The sequence below is a fragment of the Gordonia spumicola genome (assembly GCF_009932475.1).
GTDB lineage: Bacteria > Actinomycetota > Actinomycetes > Mycobacteriales > Mycobacteriaceae > Gordonia > Gordonia spumicola.
On sequence record NZ_BJOV01000002.1, the window covers coordinates 268,347 to 284,847 of the forward strand.

Genomic DNA, 16,501 nt, shown 5'->3' on the forward strand with positions numbered 1-16,501 from the left:
CCGCTCCCTCTTCGGGGCGAGACCAGCGGCAATGGTGGTCAGGTGGTGATGATGAGAAGGTCGTCGCATTCGATCCACGCAAGACGCGTGCCGAACGGCGACGTGATCGCGATGTGCGCGAGCATCCCGGACGGGCCGGGCGCGTATCCGGCGATGTCGCCGCACACGATGTCGCAGCACGCCGCGTCGATCAGGCGCGTGCTCACGACGCCCGCTTCGACCGCGACCGCGGCGACAAGCCAGACGGGCGGTCGGCAGGATCGGGGTTCGGCTCCACCCTCAGTCGAGCCAGTGTCTCCTGGAACTGAGCCTCGGTCATGCCACGGAATCCGCCAACTTTGGTGTGCGGCCATTCCTTGACCATCTTCCGCCGCACCCAATCCGCGGACCGGGGCCGGCCATTCGGCGGCGACAAGCGCTCGGCGATCGTCGCCGCGTCCATCAAGTCAGACATCGGGATCCTCCTGGTGGTTGGCCTGCGCCTGCTGGAATGCCTGCCAGGCGTCGAGAACGGGCGCGAATGCTTCTTGGGATGCGAGCGGGGTCATGCCCTCGCAGACGCGGGCGGCGTGCGTCACCGTGCGATCGACGAAGACCTCGAACGCCTCCGCCGCCTGCTCTGACATGACGGCCGGTTCGACGGCGGTCACGATGCCGCCTTCGACCGCGACCGGTAGGTGCTGATCGTCGACAGGGCGACGCCGACGCGGGACGCGGCATGCTCTGGCGACACTCCGCCGCCGACAAGCCAGTCGAAGTCCTCGATGACGTCCTCGACGTGACGCTCCACGTCTATGAGTGATCTGGTCACGATGCCGCCTCCTCGCACGGTCGGTGGGTGAAGGCGGCGCGGCCCTCTGCGTCGACACCGTCCGGGATGCGGATCGTCGGCTGGTGCAGGATCGCGATGGTGCGCACCGTCTGCGTGACCGGGTCAATCCCGGCGATCGACGCGACGCCCTTCATCTGATTGACGTGGGCGTCGACGATCGGCATGGTGCGGACCTGCGCGAGCGCGTAGTGGACAGACATCCTCCGTCGGCCGATGCGTGCACCCTCCACGACGACGTGCGTAGCGCCCAAGTCGCGGAGCCACCGCCGGACGGGCTTCAGGTGTGTGACGTGTGCAGATGTCATTGCTGGTCTCCGATCGCTGCGAGAAGGTCGTCGACGCGGACCGTCACCCTCGTGGTGACGTCGCGGTGGGTGGGGTCGTCGATCGTCACGTCGACCAGCCCCCCCTGCTGCTGGTGGATGGTGACGGTGGTCTTGGCGACGTCGAGCGGCGTGCCGCCGACACGACGCGACACGATCGCGGGCGCGGTCACAGCGGTCACAGCGGTCACAGCGGTACCGGCGTTTCCGTGCGCACGAAGACGACCGCCCGCTCCAGGACGTCGATGATCGACTCGCCGGGCTGGCCGATGACGAAGATCGACGCCCAGGGCGTGTCGTCGAAGTGCCGGACACGCAACTCCGGCGCATCCTGCTGCTGGTACTCGTCTCGGTCGGCGTAGATCACCTGCACGTCCGCGCCATGCCCGGACACCGTGAGCGCCGGGAATGCGACGTCGAACCCGTCGCACGGAACCGTCTCCGTCGCGATCTCACCCAGCAGTGCGTGAATGCGGTCCAGGTCGCTCATGCCGCCACCTCGATCACAGCGTCGGCGGCGACCCGCCACACTGCGGTCTCGCCGAAGCGGTCATCCCACACCGTCACCAGCACCTCGCGGTCCGTGTGGTCGAGCACCGTCACCGACAGCGGCGTCACGTCCCCACCCGACCGGAACGTCGGGGCCCACGCGAGCTTCGTCGCGGTCATGCCGACACCGCCTTCGCCAGTCGGAAGGTATTGAGGTGATCCGCGAGCGCGTTGTACAGGTCGACGCACTCACGGCCGTCGAGCCCCAACGATCCGATCATGTCGGACCTCGCGTCGTGCGGCTCAATGAATCCGAACTCCTGGACGACGTCGCGATCCAGATCGCCGATGTGGGTGACCCCGTCAACCACAGTCGTCTTGACTTCGGGACGATCGAAGAGTGTGAATCGTGCAGTGTCGTTCATGCTCATCACTTCGGCTCCGGGAAGGTGTCGAGGGTCCAGGCTCCGGACTTGGGGCGCTGCAGCTTGCCGAGTGACTTACCGTCACGCCACGCGTTCCACGCGACGAGGAAGAATCCGACGAGGTCTCGGTCGGATGTGATGACCTTCTGCTGGTTGATCCGCTCGAGCCGGTCTCGCAGTGCGAGGATTGGGTTCCCGGGGTCGAGGCTGGCGCCGGTGATGAGGGATTCGCAGAACGCGCGTTGCGCTTCGCCGTCGACCTGGCGGAGCATCAGCATGACCGCGACGGTCACCGACGGGCGGGCCTTGATCCGGCGGAGGCGTTCGCCCGCGATGTCGCGGAGCATCGCCATTTCGACGGGGTGCTGGTGTGCCCACTCGACGATCTCCGGGTTCGAGATGCGGTTGCGGACGCGGTCGCCGAAGAATCGGCCTTCGACCCACTCGATGTAGACACGGATCGCTCCGGCGATGATCCGCTGGCTCGACGCTCCGACGAGTCCGTCGATGGAGAGCTGGTCACCAGCGGTGCGCTTGCGGCCCTGGTCCATCGTGTCTTGCGACGAGGTGGGCAGGCCGCGGACCACAAGAAACGTGATGCCGGGGAAGTCGTCGGGCATCCGTGACAGGGCAGTGAGCCGGTGTTGTCCGTCGAGGAGGACGTCGTCGACGGACCACTTGATCGCTTCGCCGTTGTACACCCAGCGGCCGGACTCCATCTCGCGGATGAGCTGCTGGACGTGATGTTCGTTGATGGGCCGGTTGCGGGTGTTCTTGGCGAGGACGCGGCGCGCGGTCTGCGGTGTGACGAGCAGGTTCGCAGAGACGGGCTTGCCGAAGAATCGGATGACGTTGTCGTCGTTGTTGGGCTGGGACATGGGTTATCCTTCGATGGTGTTGATGACGCCGTTGAGGGCGTCGCGGACGCGGACCAGGTCACTCAGGTTGGACGCCTTGACCTGGTCCTTGTTCTTTTCCAGGCGGTCGTCCGCTGTGAGGCGGGCGACCGTGTCGACGGCGCGCTTCAGGTTGAAGACGGCAGTGTCGAACGATTCGGGGAGCGGCCGACGGCGCGGCGTCGGCACGGCAGGGGCGGGCGACGGCTCGGTGATCGGACGGTCTTCGTCTGCGGGCTCGTCCTCGATGAGGGCGTCGGCGTCGTAGGCGGCGTCGATCCAGTCCTGGTCGGACATGTCCACGGGATCACGGTCGTCGACCATGCCGCCGACTTCGGTCCCGTCTTCGTCGGTTGCGGTGATCTGCTGGCGAGCGCGAACCGCGTCACGGATCGCGGCAGCAGTTGGCTTGCCGCCGGTCTCGTCATTGACTTCATTCATGACGCCGACCGCTTCGGCGGGATCAAGCCCGGCGAGTTCACGCGCCTGCCCCTCGTTCGCGGGCAACGTGGTGTCACCAATTGGTGACATCGCCATGTCTAGCGCGGCTTCCATGCCGTCCACGACAGTCGCGGCCGACATGAGGTCGTAGGCGCGCTTCCGGGTGAGGTTCCACCGACTCCGGCAGTAGGCCTCGAATGACGAGTACTTGTGCAGGTACAGGCGTCCGTCGCGGATGGTCGCCAGTGCTCGCCCGATCTCGATGAACGACTGCAAGCCGCGCTCGATCACCTGCTCCTGCTCGTCGAGCGCAAGCGCACCTTCGGGATCGCAGATCGACGAAGTCGCGCGAAGCATGAACTCCATATCGTCGGAAGCCATCAAGCGACCTCGTCTTCCGGGGGGCGACGAATGGCGATCTGCGGTACCTCAAGGACCCTTGCGGAGCGCGCCAGGAGGACGTCTGTCAGCGGCTTGCGGCCAGCTTCAATGTTGGCGAGGTAGGGGCGCGAGATGCGGATCTTCCCCGCAAACTCGTCGGGCTTGAAGCCCCTGAGTTCCCGTAGTGCACGGAGCACTGCTCCCGTGTGTTCCCTGTCTTCGTTCATAGTTACCAACCGTAGGGAACTATAGGGAACATGTCAACAGTGCCCGAGGGAACATTGCGGAACTTCCATGTTTGAGCACGTCAGAAGGGAACTACATCTATGTAGTTCCCTTCGTGTTTTTCCGCTCTAGCAGGTGGTGTTCCCTGAAGTGTCGCTGTTGATGTTCCTTGGTGTTCCCCTCACACTTGAGCCATGAACGAACGACAGCTTGGAGAGGTCGGCCAGATCGTTGCGAACCGGAGGGCGCGTCTGCAGATGGACGCTGCAGGTCTCGCGTCAGCAGCCGGTGTCGATCCGAAGACGCTTCGCTCCCTGGAGCGTGGCGAACGCTGGCCTCGAGACCGAACGCTGCGGAAGATTGAGGTGGCGCTCCAGTGGCAGCCAGGTTCGCTCGACAGCATCAAGAGTGGTGGGTCCGCGATCGCGATCGATGGACTGGCGGCTGTTGATGAGTTCGGCGAGGAACGCTTCTATATCGACCCGAACCAAGTCGATGTGCCCGACAACACCCCCGAAGAATCCCGGTACAGGTCTGTGCTTGGAGACCTCGCGGACATTCAAGAGACAATGCGCCACCAGCCGGATCGCGCAAGCGTCATCGCAGACAGGCGCATCCGCGCGGCCGGGAGACTGCTCGACTCTGCGGCCGAATCCCTCTCTACATCCGACAAGTCTCGAGCGGTAGATGACCTTGACGCATCCGTAGTGGTCATCCGCAGCACAATCGCCGAACTTCAGAAGGAGATACCCCATGCCGAACAACCTGCCACTGACGCCGCCGATCCGACGGCGGCCGCGCGAGCACAGGGCACCGAAGACCAGAAGAACGATGACAAGCCCACAGACTTGTCGGAGCGTCGATCAAGGCGTGAGGCTTTACCGGAGCGGCCGGACGATGCGATCGCGGCCCGGCGACTGGACCCGAAGTTCGGGTTCGAGGACGAGGGCGCGGACGGCATCGGCGAAGAGAACCAGGACACCGGCTGGGACGAATAACACGCGTGTAGTTCCTGGTCGCGGCGGTTTCTGTCGGCGGGGTGTGGTCACATGCCGGACATGAACGCATGGCATCCGTGGCGGTGGGCCCGCGACCACCACCCCGACCTCATCATCGACTGCACGCGCCGCCTCGCGGGCGACGCGATGGGACTCCTCGGGGAGCGCAAGATCTGGCTGCACCGCGGCCTCACCCAAGCCGAGCGGCGGACCACCCTCACGCACGAGATCATCCACATCGAGCAGCCAGACGCGAGCGAGGCAGCCGTCGAGCGGGAGACGGCACGCCGGCTCATCACCACCGACCAGCTCGTCGACGCCTTCCGGTGGCTGCGGCACCCGACCGTCGCCGACCTCGCCGACCACCTGTGGGTGGACCGGCAGGCGGCGGCGTGCCGAATGCAGCACCTCGACCCGATCGAGGTCGCACAGATCGAGGCCGCCACCGACGGCGACTGGTCGTGGACGGCATGACCGACGGCGGCGCATTGCGGGCCGCCAGGTGTTGACATGTCAACACGGCGCGGCATTCCCGCTGGTCGCGTCCCACCCATTTCCACCCACTCTGGAGCGCTTTCATGCAGGTCAAGGCTATTTTGTGGGATGTCAGGTCGGGTTCGATTCCCGTCATCGGCTCCACGAAACCCCTGGTCAGAGCGTTTTGGCAGGGGTACGTCAACATCCGAGCCCCGACCATCCACGGCGTTCAGCCGACCGCCGCCCGGACGATCGACGGGTACATTCCAGCGCATGCGCCTCCGACCTCTCGCCGCCGCCGCACTCGTCGCGGTCAGTGCGACGAGCCTCGCGTCGTGCACTCGCGACCGGACTCAGGAAGCGAACGCGCTGCACGACGACGTGCTCGCCATGCCGGGTGTGACGGCCGTCGACATGTACTACGACAATCACTGGTCGTCCGGATACGACGTGAAGTTGACCGTGGACATGTTCACCGCGACTCCCGCCCAGGTGGACGCCGTCGCCCGCCGTATCGACGCCGCCCAGGCGGGCGCGCTCGCCGACTACGACCCGGTCGGCGTACTGCGGGTGACGCGCACCTCGACGCTGACGTTCACCGAACAGTCGGACACGGCGGACATCCCACTGCACACCGTCGCGACCAGGCTCGCAGAACCACTGTGGGGCACTGTGGACGCGCGCAGCGCCGGCGACCGCGTCATCGACCTGGGACCCGCAGTGACGGACTCCCCGACTGCGACTGTCGACGCACTCTTCCGCATCGTCGCCGTGCCGTTCACGGTCGCAGTCGACAGCCGGCGGCGCGACGGCACCTCGTGGCGGATCGTCGAACCGACGACTGCCGAGGTGAAGGCCGCCGTGCAGTCGCGCATCGCCGCCCTTCCCACAGTTCCGACGGCTGTGCGAATGAACCGGGACGGCATCGCCGAACTGTCACTCGACCTGCCCGACGACGCCGTCGCCTACGACGCCATCGTCTCCGCTGCCCGCACGACCGACGGTTCGAAAGACCGGCCGACCGTCGTCAAGTGGACACTCACCGGCCACCCGTCACCCACCAGCGAGAACGGGTGGCGCGGGAGCGTGACGATCGGCGGCTGCGACGACGGCTCCGCCCAGTCCGCTACGACCGACCCGTTTGCCCTGGATCTCGAACGTCGCATCCAGACGCAGTTCAACGTCTGCGCCACCTGACGCCGCCGGACATTGCTCGGTGCGCCCAGAATCGGTCGATTCATCGACCTTCAACGGCATATTGCCCGCGCATCTGAGTGACGAGACCGATCGTGGGGCCGTCCTCGTCGACCGTCGACCGCTACCGTCAAACGCATGACCGCTGCACGCACCGCGTACGACTCCCTCGAACCGTTCCACGTCGTCGCCTACTTCAATCCGGGGATCGGCGCGGCACTGGCCGACACCGGACTCGATCCGCACGCCTTCTACCTCGGGGGACGGGGCGCGCCGCTCGGCGACGCCGCCGCGGAGGTCGTGGCGTCGACGTTCTACAACTTCTCCCCCGCCCTCGTGTCGACGGGCTGGGCCGCGGCCCGCGACGTCGGCCTGGAGAAGGTGGCCGAGCGCCGCTACCTGATGCTCGACGAGGTGCTGCGCCACATCCTCGGCGACGACGCCGACAACCCGGAGATCGCCGAACTCGCCGACGGCTTCGGACGCCTCGCCGAGGGACTTCCCCTGGGCGGTCGCGCGCTGGCGGCGGCGTGGTCGGCGACCACCCCGCCCGACGGCAACAACCTGCTGAGCCTGTGGAACAACATCGCGATCCTGCGGGAATGGCGCGGCGACAACCACATCGCCGTCCTCGTACTGCACGGCCTCGACGGCATCGACGCCTGCACGTTCCACGAGGCGACGCTCCCCGACCCGACGATCCGCCGCCGCGTCATGGGACGCCGGATGACGCAGTTGACGCGCGGATGGTCGGACGAGCAGTGGGAGGCGTCCATCGACAGCCTCGTCGAACGCGGCATCGCCGAACGTACTGACGACGGGCACCGCCTCACGTCCGACGGCGCCGCCCTCTACGACGACATCGAAGCCACGACCGACGCGCTCGGCGAGACCGTCTGGGCAGGCGCCGGCGACCTCATCGCCCGCATGCGCCCGTACGTGAAGGCCGTCATCGACGCGGGGATCCTTCCTGGGACCACGAAGCGATAGCCGCCTCCACGTCGCCGTGCAGGAGATACTGGTTCACCGCAATCGCGGCCGCCGAACCCTCTCCAGCAGCAGTGATGACCTGGGCCTTCGGATTGACGACGTTGCCCGCGGCGAACACTCCGGGGACACTCGTCGCACCGCGGGAATCCACGGAGACGAATCCGTGCGACGCGACGTCGCAGCCGAGTGACCGCAGGATGTCGTCGTTCGGGTCGAACCGCGGCCCGACGAACACGACGTCGCGCGGCACGCTCTGCCCGTCAGCCATCTCGATCGCCTCGCCGTCGAACGCGGCCACCTCGCCGTCGACGATCTCCACCCCGCGTGCCCGGATCGACGTGCGTTCGGCGTCGGACAGGTCGGCTCCGTTCGGGAAGAAGACGACGTCGCGCGACCACAGCGGCAGCAGCAACGCCTGGTGCACCGACGCGTCGCGGTTGAGGCCGCCGAGCACCGCGAGCCGCCGGTCCCGGACCTCGTAGCCGTGGCAGTACGGGCAGTGCAGGACCTCCGAGCCCCAGCGCTCGCGAAGTCCGGGGATCTCCGGGATGTGGTCGACCAGACCCGTCGCGACGATGATCGCCGACGTCCGCACGTCACGTCCGCCGCCGAGGGTGACGACGTAGCCCGGCTCCACCCCGCACGGCACGACGCGCGCGACGTCGCCGTCGACGAACTGGACGCCGTATGCGCGCGCCTCGTCGCGGCCGATCTCGACGAGTGTCGCGGGCGGCAGACCGTCGTGGCCGAGGTAGCCGTGCATGTGGGCGGCTGGCGCATTCCGCGGTCGACCGCCGTCCACCACGAGGACGCGGCGCCGAGCGCGGCCGAGGACCTGTGCCGCCGTGAGGCCCGCGGCCCCGCCGCCGACGATCACCACGTCGTAGGAGTTCTGAGTGTCTGCTGCAGTCGCGTTCATGCGCCCACTGTCCGACAGCCTTCCGATTTCGGCAAAGATATTTGCCGAAACAGGGAATGCGGAGGACAGTCGGGGCATGGTGAACCCGACGATCACGAACGCCATCGACCGCGTCGGCCCCCGGATCAAGGAGTTCCGGACGCGACGCGACATCACACTCACCGAACTCTCCGCGGAGACCGGCATCTCGGTGAGCACCCTGTCGCGCCTGGAGAAGGGCGAACGCAAACCCAGCCTGGAGCTCCTGCTGCCGATCGCGCTCGCCCTCCAGACCCCGCTCGACGAGCTGATCGCGGTACCACGGATCGCCGACCCCAGGGTGGTCGTGGCACCACGCACCGTCAGCGGTCGGACGATCCAGCCGCTCACCGCGAGACGCGAAGGACTCCAGGCCTTCAAGATCACCATCCCCCGCGGCCAGAGCGACCCCGATCCAGTGACGCACGACGGCTACGAGTGGCTGTACGTGCTGTCCGGCCATCTTCGTCTGATCTTGGGCGACCACGACGTCGTCCTCGGCCCCGGCGAGGTCGCCGAGTTCGAGACCACCGTCCCGCACTGGTTCGGCAGCGCCGGACGCGGACCCGTCGAGATCCTGAGCTTGTTCGGGGCGCAGGGCCAACGGATGCACGTCCGAGCGAGGTCTACGCGCGCAGCCGCCCCCGGATCATCTCCCGACGTTCGGCGATCACGGCGTCGAGCGGCGCCGTCGACCGGCGCGACCTCGACAGGATGACGGCGCCGTTGATCGCGGCGAGCGTCGTCGTCGCGAGGATCTCCGCGTCCGCGACGCCCGCCGCCGCCAGCGACCGTTCGATCACACCCGCCCACCTCTCGATCACCTCGTGAGCGATGTCGAGGGCGTCGCCGTCCGAGTCGCTGACGATGACCGACACGACCGGGCACGCCGCGTCGAAGCCTGAGCGCCGCAGCACACCCTTCCAGAACCGCCCGAATCGCTCGAGGGCCGCCACCGGGTCGGGGTGGTCGAGCACCGATTCGACGGTGTCGCCGGTGACGGTCAACGCCTGCCCGATGAGATCGGCCCGCCCGCCCGGAAAGTGGTGATACACGGAGCCCCTCGGCGCTCCGGTCCGTTCGAGGACGGCGTCGACGGTGAGCCCGGCCGCACCGCGTTCGCGGAGCAGCTCGATCGCGCCGTCGATCATCACGTCGCGAGTACCCGCCATCGTCAGCCGCCGAGAGTGCGGTTCACGTAGTCGAGGTTGGCCTGGATGCCGACCCTCCACTCCTCCAGACGGCGGGACACGATCCGCGCCTCCTTCTCCGGCATCCGGGAGATCGCGATGCTCAGGCCCGACGGCGACGGCCCCATCCGCGCCCACTGCCGGAGGACGGCGCCCTTGCTGCTCGGCTCCACCTCGAACGCCCACGTCGCCATCACGTGGCCGGGCTCGAACCCCTCGATGTTCCACACCCAGCGTCGCCCCGGATCGACCTCCGCGACCACCGCGGTCGTCGACCACGAGCCGAGCGCCGGGTTCACGTTGCTCCCCACGAAACGCGCACCCGGCACCACCGCGTCGGCGCCGTCGAGCCATTCGACCGATTGGAGCTCGGGCGACACCTTCACCGGCAGCGTGATGTCGGTGATCAGATCCCACACCTGCTCGGGGGTGGCCCCTTCGACGACCGTGCTGAGTTCGAGTGTCGGACCGTCCGAATACCGCATCGCGAATCCCTTCTATGGATTATGGTCTAGTCCATAGTCCACTATCGAGGGAGCTCGCACATGAGAATCGGAGTACTCACGGATCCACGCGTGCCCGGCGCGGTCGACTTCGCCGTGGACGCCGAACGCATGGGCGTCGACTCCCTCTGGGTGCCCGAGGTGTGGGGATACGACGCGCTGACCGCGATGGCCTATCTGGCCGCGAAGACCGAGCGCGTGTCGTTGGGGACGTTCATCGTCCAGCTCGTCGTCCAGCTCGGATCGCGCTCCCCCGCCCTGCTGGCGACGTCGGGACTGAGTCTCCAGCAGTTGTCGGGGGGACGATTCATCCTCGGCATCGGAGTGTCGGGGCCGCAGGTGATGGAGGGATGGCACGGCGTCCGCTTCCGCAAGCCCGTGCAGGCCACGCGGGAGACCGTCGACATCATCCGGACGATCAGCGCGGGCGAGCGCCTCTCGTACGACGGTGAGGTGTACCAGTTGCCCCTTCCGGACAGCACCGGCAAAGCGTTGCGTCCCATGGTGATTCCGGAGAAGTTGCCGGTCTACATCGCCGCGATGGGTCCGAGGAACCTCGAACTGACCGGTGAGGTGGCCGACGGCTGGATCGGCAACGCGTTCATGCCGGAGGCCGCCGACGTGTTCTTCGACCCGATCCGGACCGGAGCCGCCCGCACCGGCCGCACCCTCGCCGACCTGGACATCCTCGCCCCGGCCGCCGTGCAGTTCGTCGCCGACGACGCCGAACGCGACGCCGCCGCACGCGGGCACGCCGACGGCTACGCGTTCACGATCGGCGCGATGGGCGGCGCGGGCTCCAACTTCTACGCCGACGCGTTCAGCCGCCTCGGTTTCGCCGATGAGGTCGCCACCGTCGCGCGGCTGTGGCGCGACGGCGACAAGGAGGCGGCCCAAGCAGCCGTGCCGGTCGAGTTCGGTGTCCGCACCAATCTCATCGGCACCCCCGACGAGGTGACCGACCGCCTCCGCGCCTACGCCGACACCGGCGTCACCACACTCCTCGCCAAGCTCGACGGCCCCCTCGACCGGCAACGGCAGACCATCCGCACCCTCATGGAGTGCGTCGACCGGATGTGACGCCGAAGATCGGTCTCCTCATCGCCGTCCGACGGCGTACTGCCGCTGAACATCGATGAGGAGACCGGTCTCGGGCGGATCAGCCGACGGCGGTCGGCACCGCCTGGTCGACGACGTCTTCGCTCGGTTCCCGCAGCGCCCATGCGCCGACCGCGGCCGACAGCAGGGACACGCCGACGGCGACCCATGTCGCCTGGGCCAGACCGTCGATGAACGCCGATGACACGACGTCGTGGATCGCCGGGCCCGCACCGGCGGGGGCGCGCGAGGACACTTCGACGCCGGCCATCACCGACTGCTCGGCGATCTCTCGGGCCGGGGCGGGAACCCCGAGTGCGGTGAGTCGGTCGGCGACGTCCGACGCGTACACCGAGGTCAGAACCGATCCGAGGACGGCGACGCCCAGCGTTCCGCCGATCTCACGGGTGGTGTCGTTGACCGCGGAACCCGCTCCTGCCTGTTCCGGAGTCAACGCGTCCATGATCACCTGCGTGCATGGGCCGGAGATGAACGCGAGACCGGCAGCCATCAGCATCATCGACCAGATGATCAGCCCGAAGTAGGTCGACTGCTGATCGACGAACTGCACCAGACCGAAGCCGGACGCCATCAGCAGGGCTCCGGTGACGGCGACCGGCCGCGGCCCGAAGCGATGAGCAGCGGCCATCGCCGCGGGCGACAACGCGGCGACGACCAGCGCGAAGGGCAGCGTGCGGACACCCGCCTGCAGCGGCGAGTAGCCCTGCACGGCCTGGAAGTACTGCGTGATCAAGAAGATGAATCCGAACAGGGCGAAGAACGCGACGGCCACCATCGCCGCGGCGGCCGCGAACCGACGGTTCGCGAACAGCATCACGTCGAAGATCGGGTCGCTCACGCGTCGCTGGTGCGCGACGAACACGGCGAGGATCGCCGCCGCGACGAGCAGTCCGACGATGGTGCGCGCCGACGCCCAGCCGGCGGCGGGCCCTTCGATGACCGAGTACGTGAGGAGCCCGAGTCCGGCGATCGACAGAACGACGCCGACGGCGTCGAACCGAGGAAGCAGTGCGTGTTCGTCGAGCCCACGCGGTCCGATCACCCCGAGGACGGCGACGAAAGCGACCACCCCGAAGGGGACGTTCACCCAGAACACGGACGCCCACGAGAAGTGCTCGAGGAGCCAGCCGCCGAGCACCGGGCCGATGGCGATCGCGACACCCGACGTCGCCGCCCACACGCCGACGGCCGCCGCACGCTGCTTCGGATCGGTGAAGATCCCGACGATCAAGGCCAGCGTGGCGGGGAAGACGACCGCGGCGAACGCACCGAGGCCCGCCCGCGCGGCGATCAGTTCACCGAGGGATCCGGCGAGGGCCGCGCCGACCGATACGACGACGAATCCGACGATGCCGCCGAGCAGCATCCGGCGGTGGCCGAAGCGGTCGCCGAGATATCCACCGGTGAGGAGCAACCCCGCGAAGACCAGCGTGTATGCGTCGACCACCCACTGGAGTCCGGAGATCCCGGCGTCCAACTCGCGGCTGATGGTGGGGAGCGCGACGTTGACGATCGTGTTGTCGACCATCACGAGCAGTTCCGCGAAGCAGAGCGCGGCGAGGGCGAGCCATTTGTTTCTCATCAGTTCCTCCGTTGTAGAACGACGTACCAATACAGTAGTACGCCGTTCTACATCGATGTCAACACTTTTGTAGAACAACGTTCCAGTAAGGTGGGCCACATGTCCGCCAGCCGCCGCACTCCCGCAGCCCAGGTCCGATCGTCGCTGCTCCACGCGGCCCGGCGCATCCTGGAGGCCGACGGCCCCGCCGGGCTGACGGTCCGAGCGGTCGCGTCCGCGGCCGGAGTCGCACCGATGGGCGTCTACAACCACTTCGACGGCAAGGACGGACTGCTGTCGGCGGCCGTCAATGACGGATTCGCCGAGTTTGGCCGCGCGATCGCCGCCGCCGACAGCGACCCGACCGAGCGTCTACTCGCGGCGGGCCGGGCCTACCGCGCGTTCGCAGTCGCCAATCCGACGCTGTACTCGCTGATGTTCGGCGGGCAGTGCGAACCCGACAGTGTCGTCGCAGACGCCGCGTTCACCGCGCTCGTCGACATCGTCCAGTACGGCCAGGTGGGAGGGGTCATCCGGGACGGCGACCCGGCGGCGCTCGCGATGCAGATCTGGTCGTGCGTCCACGGCGCGACGAGCCTGGAACTCACCTCGGCAATGGCGCCGGGCGCCGTCATGACGGAGAACTACGAGAACGTCATCGCCCTCATCGCGCGCGGCGTGGCGCCGTAGAACTTCGGTGACGTTTCCCGGCGTCGGACCGGGAAACGTCACCGACGTTGGGCGAGGAGGTACTTGGCCGTCACAGACGTGCCCTCATCGGGGTCATCGACAAGCGTTTCGAGCAATTCGACGGCCGCGGGGCCGCCGATCTCGCCGAGCGCCTGCGCGATCCGGCGACGGGCCGGGCCGTCCGCGCCGCGGAGCGCCGTCCCGAGCCGATCGGCGCACGACGGGTCACCGAGTGCGGCGAGCGCCTCGGCGGCGTCGACGTCCGCGACACCGTCCACGATTCGGTCGACGAGCGGTCCGACCACCCCTACGTCGCCGCGATCGGCCAGCGCCTGCGTCGCACGCCTCCTCACCACTGGATCATCATCCGCCACAACGGTTCTCAAGGCTTCGGACGATCCCGTGACAGCACTGAGCGCGAGCACTGCACGCCGGCGGACGGCGACGTCCGCATCGGCGAGAGCTTCCGTGAGCGCGGGGACGACGTCGGCGTCCGACCGCGACAGCGCCCACCGCAGCGCGCCCGCGACGTTCTCGTCCGTCTCCGACAGCAGCGCCCGCACCAACGCGTCCGGCGGAACCCCCGCATCGGCGACGGTCAGCGCCGCCCGCTGCCTGCTGCCCGCGTCGTCCGACTCGAGGCCGGCCAGCAGCGCGACGACGCCGAGCACCTGCTCCCAGTCCTCCGGCCCCGCGTCTGCCACCCGTCGGAGCCGTTCGACGAGTTCCCGTTCGCGCGCGATCCGCTGCTCGGCGCGGGCGGTCAGATCGGCGACGAGGTCGGCGGGGGCGAACGACGGATCGTCCAACGCCTGCCCGACCTCTCGCAACGACAACCCGAGCGCCCGCAGACTCTCGACGTGGAAGATCCGAACGATGTCGTCGGCCGCGTACTCGCGGTACCCGGCCGACGTCCGACCGCTCGGACTCGCCAGACCGAGCGCGTCGTAGTGCCGGAGCATGCGCGCACTCACGCCGGAGCGTCTCGCGACGTCACCGATCCGCATCGTTCACCTCACAGGTCGTCGGCGGCCGCACCGAGCGCGGCGATCCTCTTGGCTGCGTCGACGTCGAACCCGAACGCCGACTCCGGGTCGTCCATCAACTGTGCGGTCGCGGCGGCGTGTCCGCTGATCACCGGGTCGGGCGAGCGGCGAGCGGCGGCCACCACCGGAGCCGCCGCGTCCGAGAGACAGACGAACGCCCGGCTCAGGCTGCGGTGGACGACGGTGTCGCCGCGACCGAACTGCGTCGCCAGTATCGCAGCCAACGCCGCCCTCCGGTCGTCGGGCACGAGGATCACGGCGACCCGCCACGCGGCCCGCGCGACCTCCACGTCGTCGTCGACGAGCAGTCGCCGAGTGATGTGCGGCCACGCCGAGACGTCGCCGATCTTCGACAGCGAATGCAGGGCCTGGCTCCGCGCCAGACCGCTCGGCGAGTCGAGCTCGGCGATCAGCGCGGGCACCGTCACCGCCGCGGGCAGACGCGTGATCGCCCAGGTCAGCATGTCCCTCACGTAGAAGTCCGGCTCCACGCGGCACCTGTCGATCAGCGTGTCGAGCAGCGCGACATCGGGGTCGACGCCCGCCGCCATCGCGGCCTGCAGGCGCACGGACGCGCGGTCGTCGGCGAGTGCTCTGGTGAGCTGTGGGGTCATGGGGACCACCTCCTTCGCCGTCCACGAAAGACCTTGTCACCGTGTGAAGGTCAAGCGCGCGAATGCGCCACGAAACGCACGCGTGAGGCCTAACGTCGTCTATGCCCGAGTCCCCCACCTCGAGGAAGTGCCATGTCCGTCCCCCGAATCCGCGTGGCGCTCGCATGCGCGGCCGCCGTCGCTCTCGTCTCGCCCGTCGTCGCCCCGGCGGACGCCGCCGTCGTCCCCGGCGTCTCCGCCGCCTGCTCTGCGGGCGACCCGAACGTCGCCGACGCCAGCGTCCGCAATCCGATCACCGGCAACGTCCTCATCCGGATCACCGCCGACTGCACCGATTCGAGCCCGTCGTTCGTCGGACGTGCCGCCGACACCGTGCTCCGCGTGATCTCGCCGGGGACGTCGATCAGCTCCCTCAACCAGGCGATCGCGATCGGCCCGCTCGCGGGCACCGACGCCACGATCACCGGCCGCGGGTTCACCACCGCCATCGCCGCGCTCGGCGGCTCGTCGACGTCGAACGCCCGCAACACCTTTGCCGCGGCGATCACGGCCGCTACCGGTCCGGGCGTCGCAACATCGAGCGCCCTGCTCGGCATCGGCGTGTCGCTCGCGATCGGCGTCCCGATCGTCGCACCCAACCGGGCCGACACGAACGCGCTCCCCGGCGGCATCGCGATCGCCTCGGCGAATCATCCGCTCGCGGGCCGGACCGCGGACGCGACCGCCCTGCTCGGCATCGCGAGCGCGACGGCGACAGCCGACCCGGACGACGGCGCCGTCTGCACGGCCCTCTACGGAACGGCTCGGGTCGCGGACCGGAACGGCGCCAACATCGACTCCTGCACCAGCGTCGGATTCATGTTCCAGCGCCGTCAGCAGAACGACGGCCCGGTGTGGTACTCGGTGAAGGACCCGACGTCGGTCCGCGCCGTCGCACCCATCGGCGACGGACTCACCGATCTGATCGGCGCGGTCGGCAATGTGGTCGACATCCCGCCCGCAGCCGTCGACGTGCTCAGCGCGGCATTCGTCCCCGAGTTCACGCGCGACATCGTCCGAGTCTCGTTCGACGACGGTTTCCGCATCGGCACCGACCTTCTCGGGGGTCTCGGCTCCACGTCGGGCAGCACGGCGAAGCGTCACTGACGTTCGGACCGGAAACGCCCGAGT

Annotated in this window: 26 protein-coding genes; 8 read left to right on the forward strand and 18 right to left on the reverse strand. The window is 68.3% G+C overall.

Annotation, left to right across the window (positions count from 1 at the left end):
- Positions 1-38 precede the first annotated feature (38 nt).
- Genes GYB83_RS03335 through GYB83_RS03390 form a run of 12 tightly spaced genes read right to left on the reverse strand, consistent with a single transcriptional unit; the run spans position 39 to position 4,014 of the window.
- A complete protein-coding gene (locus GYB83_RS03335; RefSeq protein ID WP_161894147.1) occupies positions 39-206 on the reverse strand; it encodes a hypothetical protein in 168 nt (55 codons plus the stop codon).
- Positions 203-454 (reverse strand): hypothetical protein, encoded by a 252-nt coding sequence (locus GYB83_RS03340; protein WP_161894148.1) that lies wholly within the window; start codon positions 452-454, stop codon positions 203-205. The genes GYB83_RS03335 and GYB83_RS03340 overlap by 4 nt, the downstream gene beginning before the upstream one ends.
- The gene (locus tag GYB83_RS03345; RefSeq protein ID WP_161894149.1) at positions 447-650 is read right to left on the reverse strand and encodes a hypothetical protein; all 204 of its coding nucleotides are present in this window, start codon (positions 648-650) and stop codon (positions 447-449) included. Before GYB83_RS03345 ends, GYB83_RS03340 begins: the two co-directional genes overlap by 8 nt.
- A complete protein-coding gene (locus GYB83_RS03350) occupies positions 647-811 on the reverse strand; it encodes a hypothetical protein (RefSeq protein ID WP_161894150.1) in 165 nt (54 codons plus the stop codon). The genes GYB83_RS03345 and GYB83_RS03350 overlap by 4 nt, the downstream gene beginning before the upstream one ends.
- Entirely contained in the window at positions 808-1,137 is a 330-nt protein-coding gene (locus GYB83_RS03355; protein WP_161894151.1) for a hypothetical protein, read from the reverse strand. Before GYB83_RS03355 ends, GYB83_RS03350 begins: the two co-directional genes overlap by 4 nt.
- Complete coding sequence (locus GYB83_RS03360) at positions 1,134-1,346, reverse strand: hypothetical protein (RefSeq protein ID WP_161894152.1); 213 nt, start codon at positions 1,344-1,346, stop codon at positions 1,134-1,136. The genes GYB83_RS03355 and GYB83_RS03360 overlap by 4 nt, the downstream gene beginning before the upstream one ends.
- Positions 1,343-1,645, reverse strand: a complete 303-nt coding sequence (locus GYB83_RS03365; protein ID WP_161894153.1) for a hypothetical protein — start codon at positions 1,643-1,645, stop codon at positions 1,343-1,345. Before GYB83_RS03365 ends, GYB83_RS03360 begins: the two co-directional genes overlap by 4 nt.
- Entirely contained in the window at positions 1,642-1,824 is a 183-nt protein-coding gene (locus GYB83_RS03370) for a hypothetical protein (protein ID WP_161894154.1), read from the reverse strand. The genes GYB83_RS03365 and GYB83_RS03370 overlap by 4 nt, the downstream gene beginning before the upstream one ends.
- Positions 1,821-2,069, reverse strand: a complete 249-nt coding sequence (locus GYB83_RS03375; protein WP_161894155.1) for a hypothetical protein — start codon at positions 2,067-2,069, stop codon at positions 1,821-1,823. The genes GYB83_RS03370 and GYB83_RS03375 overlap by 4 nt, the downstream gene beginning before the upstream one ends.
- Before the next feature lie 5 nt (positions 2,070-2,074).
- A complete protein-coding gene (locus GYB83_RS03380; RefSeq protein WP_228461151.1) occupies positions 2,075-2,947 on the reverse strand; it encodes a hypothetical protein in 873 nt (290 codons plus the stop codon).
- Between the two features lie 3 nt (positions 2,948-2,950).
- Positions 2,951-3,787 (reverse strand): hypothetical protein, encoded by an 837-nt coding sequence (locus GYB83_RS03385; RefSeq protein ID WP_161894156.1) that lies wholly within the window; start codon positions 3,785-3,787, stop codon positions 2,951-2,953.
- Complete coding sequence (locus GYB83_RS03390; protein WP_161894157.1) at positions 3,787-4,014, reverse strand: helix-turn-helix domain-containing protein; 228 nt, start codon at positions 4,012-4,014, stop codon at positions 3,787-3,789. The genes GYB83_RS03385 and GYB83_RS03390 overlap by 1 nt, the downstream gene beginning before the upstream one ends.
- Positions 4,015-4,206: 192 nt before the next feature.
- Between GYB83_RS03390 and GYB83_RS03395 the strand changes: the two genes are divergently transcribed.
- From GYB83_RS03395 to GYB83_RS03410, 4 genes are all read left to right on the forward strand, one after another.
- Positions 4,207-5,010, forward strand: a complete 804-nt coding sequence (locus GYB83_RS03395; protein WP_161894158.1) for a helix-turn-helix domain-containing protein — start codon at positions 4,207-4,209, stop codon at positions 5,008-5,010.
- 60 nt (positions 5,011-5,070) lie between these two features.
- A complete protein-coding gene (locus GYB83_RS03400) occupies positions 5,071-5,484 on the forward strand; it encodes a hypothetical protein (protein ID WP_228461152.1) in 414 nt (137 codons plus the stop codon).
- A gap of 276 nt (positions 5,485-5,760) precedes the next feature.
- A complete protein-coding gene (locus GYB83_RS03405) occupies positions 5,761-6,684 on the forward strand; it encodes a hypothetical protein (protein ID WP_161894159.1) in 924 nt (307 codons plus the stop codon).
- A 135-nt stretch (positions 6,685-6,819) separates the two neighbouring features.
- A complete protein-coding gene (locus tag GYB83_RS03410; RefSeq protein ID WP_161894160.1) occupies positions 6,820-7,671 on the forward strand; it encodes an SCO6745 family protein in 852 nt (283 codons plus the stop codon).
- Here GYB83_RS03410 and GYB83_RS03415 read toward each other — a convergent pair.
- The gene (locus GYB83_RS03415; protein WP_161894161.1) at positions 7,631-8,590 is read right to left on the reverse strand and encodes an NAD(P)/FAD-dependent oxidoreductase; all 960 of its coding nucleotides are present in this window, start codon (positions 8,588-8,590) and stop codon (positions 7,631-7,633) included. The two genes, GYB83_RS03410 and GYB83_RS03415, sit on opposite strands and share 41 nt — an antisense overlap.
- Positions 8,591-8,666: 76 nt before the next feature.
- Here GYB83_RS03415 and GYB83_RS03420 point away from each other — a divergent pair, with 76 nt between their 5' ends.
- Positions 8,667-9,326, forward strand: a complete 660-nt coding sequence (locus tag GYB83_RS03420; RefSeq protein WP_161894162.1) for a helix-turn-helix domain-containing protein — start codon at positions 8,667-8,669, stop codon at positions 9,324-9,326.
- On the opposite strand, the gene GYB83_RS03425 is transcribed toward GYB83_RS03420, so the two are convergent.
- Both GYB83_RS03425 and GYB83_RS03430 read right to left on the reverse strand, forming a co-directional pair.
- A complete protein-coding gene (locus GYB83_RS03425; protein WP_161894163.1) occupies positions 9,235-9,780 on the reverse strand; it encodes a TetR/AcrR family transcriptional regulator in 546 nt (181 codons plus the stop codon). The two genes, GYB83_RS03420 and GYB83_RS03425, sit on opposite strands and share 92 nt — an antisense overlap.
- Positions 9,781-9,782: 2 nt before the next feature.
- On the reverse strand, positions 9,783-10,283 hold the full coding sequence (locus GYB83_RS03430) for an SRPBCC family protein (protein ID WP_161894164.1): 501 nt from the start codon (positions 10,281-10,283) through the stop codon (positions 9,783-9,785).
- A gap of 60 nt (positions 10,284-10,343) precedes the next feature.
- On the opposite strand from GYB83_RS03430, the gene GYB83_RS03435 reads away from it, so the two are divergent.
- Positions 10,344-11,381 carry an LLM class flavin-dependent oxidoreductase gene (locus tag GYB83_RS03435; protein WP_161894165.1) on the forward strand — a complete coding sequence of 346 codons (1,038 nt, stop codon included), beginning with the start codon at positions 10,344-10,346 and terminating at the stop codon, positions 11,379-11,381.
- Positions 11,382-11,460: 79 nt separating this feature from the next.
- On the opposite strand, the gene GYB83_RS03440 is transcribed toward GYB83_RS03435, so the two are convergent.
- Positions 11,461-13,002, reverse strand: coding sequence for a DHA2 family efflux MFS transporter permease subunit (locus tag GYB83_RS03440; RefSeq protein ID WP_161894166.1), 1,542 nt, complete (start codon positions 13,000-13,002; stop codon positions 11,461-11,463).
- 99 nt (positions 13,003-13,101) lie between these two features.
- Between GYB83_RS03440 and GYB83_RS03445 the strand changes: the two genes are divergently transcribed.
- Positions 13,102-13,671, forward strand: coding sequence for a TetR/AcrR family transcriptional regulator (locus tag GYB83_RS03445; protein WP_161894167.1), 570 nt, complete (start codon positions 13,102-13,104; stop codon positions 13,669-13,671).
- Between the two features lie 38 nt (positions 13,672-13,709).
- On the opposite strand, the gene GYB83_RS03450 is transcribed toward GYB83_RS03445, so the two are convergent.
- Entirely contained in the window at positions 13,710-14,678 is a 969-nt protein-coding gene (locus GYB83_RS03450) for a HEAT repeat domain-containing protein (RefSeq protein WP_161894168.1), read from the reverse strand.
- A gap of 8 nt (positions 14,679-14,686) precedes the next feature.
- Positions 14,687-15,331 carry a HEAT repeat domain-containing protein gene (locus GYB83_RS03455; RefSeq protein WP_161894169.1) on the reverse strand — a complete coding sequence of 215 codons (645 nt, stop codon included), beginning with the start codon at positions 15,329-15,331 and terminating at the stop codon, positions 14,687-14,689.
- A 132-nt stretch (positions 15,332-15,463) separates the two neighbouring features.
- On the opposite strand from GYB83_RS03455, the gene GYB83_RS03460 reads away from it, so the two are divergent.
- Positions 15,464-16,477: a hypothetical protein gene (locus tag GYB83_RS03460; RefSeq protein WP_161894170.1), complete on the forward strand. Its 1,014-nt coding sequence runs from the start codon at positions 15,464-15,466 to the stop codon at positions 16,475-16,477.
- The last annotated feature ends 24 nt before the right edge of the window (positions 16,478-16,501 follow it).